Annotated in this window: 3 protein-coding genes; all 3 read left to right on the top strand. The window is 63.7% G+C overall.

Annotation, left to right across the window (positions count from 1 at the left end):
- Window positions 1-99 precede the first annotated feature (99 nt).
- The gene (locus BMY84_RS28910) at window positions 100-429 is read left to right on the top strand and encodes an IS66-like element accessory protein TnpA (RefSeq protein WP_093088608.1); all 330 of its coding nucleotides are present in this window, start codon (window positions 100-102) and stop codon (window positions 427-429) included.
- Window positions 426-773, top strand: a complete 348-nt coding sequence (gene tnpB / locus BMY84_RS28905) for an IS66 family insertion sequence element accessory protein TnpB (protein ID WP_093088606.1) — start codon at window positions 426-428, stop codon at window positions 771-773. Before BMY84_RS28910 ends, tnpB begins: the two co-directional genes overlap by 4 nt.
- Window positions 774-833: 60 nt before the next feature.
- The coding region (locus BMY84_RS28900) for a transposase (RefSeq protein WP_218147076.1) at window positions 834-1,216 on the top strand (383 nt) is incomplete at its 3' end.

Raw genomic sequence — 1,216 nt, 5'->3', positions numbered from 1 at the left:
GTATTGCTCCGGTGAGGGCCGCCTTGCGGTGATCGGCTGATATTTTGACATGGCACTGGTGCAAGCGCCGGTGTTTGCACCGATACTAAGGACGGTGCGATGAGTCAGATCACGGTAATTTCGGGGCCGGAGCGGCGGCGGGTATGGACCGACCAGCAGAAGCGCGAGTTGGTCGCGGCGGTTTCGGCGCCCGGTGCGAACGTGGCGGAGATTGCCCGCCGTGCCGATCTGCGGCCGAACCAGATCTACAGATGGCGGCGGCAGATGGGGCAGGCAGCCCAAGGCTTTGCAGAAGTGCAGGTGCAGTCCGATCCGATGCCGGTGAGCGGATCGGCGATCATCGTGGAGTTCGAGCGGGCGATCGTGCGTATTCCTGCTGGCGCCTCGCCGGGGCTGGTGTCGGCAGTGCTGCGGTCGGTCAAGCCGTGATCCCAGTCCCCTCCGGTGTTCGGATATGGATTGCAACAGGGCACACGGATATGCGGCGCGGCATGCGCAGCCTGGCCCTGCAGGTGCAGCAGAGTTTCGGACGTGATCCCTACGCGGGCGACCTCTACATTTTCAGGGGACGCCGCGGCGACCTCTGCAAGATCATCTGGCATGATGGTGTCGGCATGTCGCTCTATGCCAAGCGTCTCGAGCGCGGGAAGTACATCTGGCCTTCGGCCGTGGACGGCGTGATTGCCATCTCCCCTTCGCAGATGGCCTGCATGTTGGAGGCGATCGACTGGCGTAATCCGCAGGCCACATGGCGCCCGACATTGGCCGGATAAAAGCTCCAGCATGACCTAAAAAGCTAGAGATTCCGGTGCTTTTTGGCTATGCTATTGGCCATGGGGAACGAGGCACAAGCAGAGATCGACAGCCTTCGCGAGCGGCTCGCCGCTGCCGAGGCTGTCGCCGCTGAAGTCGCCCGCATCAGGGCCATCAACGCCGACCTGGAAGCCCGTAACGCCCTTCTCGAACTGCAGAACGAGAAGATGCGCCGCACCCTTTTTGGCCAGCGATCCGAACGTACCCGCCATCTGCTCGACCAGATGGAACTGACGTTCGAGGAGTGCGAGACCGCTGCCAGCGAAGATGAGCTTCTGGCTGCCCTGGCAGCGGCGAAGACCAACGTCGCACCGTTCGAGCGCAAGCGGCCCGCCCGCAAGGCCTTGCCCGAGCATCTGCCGCGCGAGCGCGTCGTCATCGCCGCGCCCGATGCCTGCCCCTG

The sequence above is a fragment of the Sphingobium sp. AP50 genome (assembly GCF_900109095.1).
Lineage (GTDB): Bacteria > Pseudomonadota > Alphaproteobacteria > Sphingomonadales > Sphingomonadaceae > Sphingobium.
This window is presented reverse-complemented; position numbering and strand designations above follow the sequence as displayed.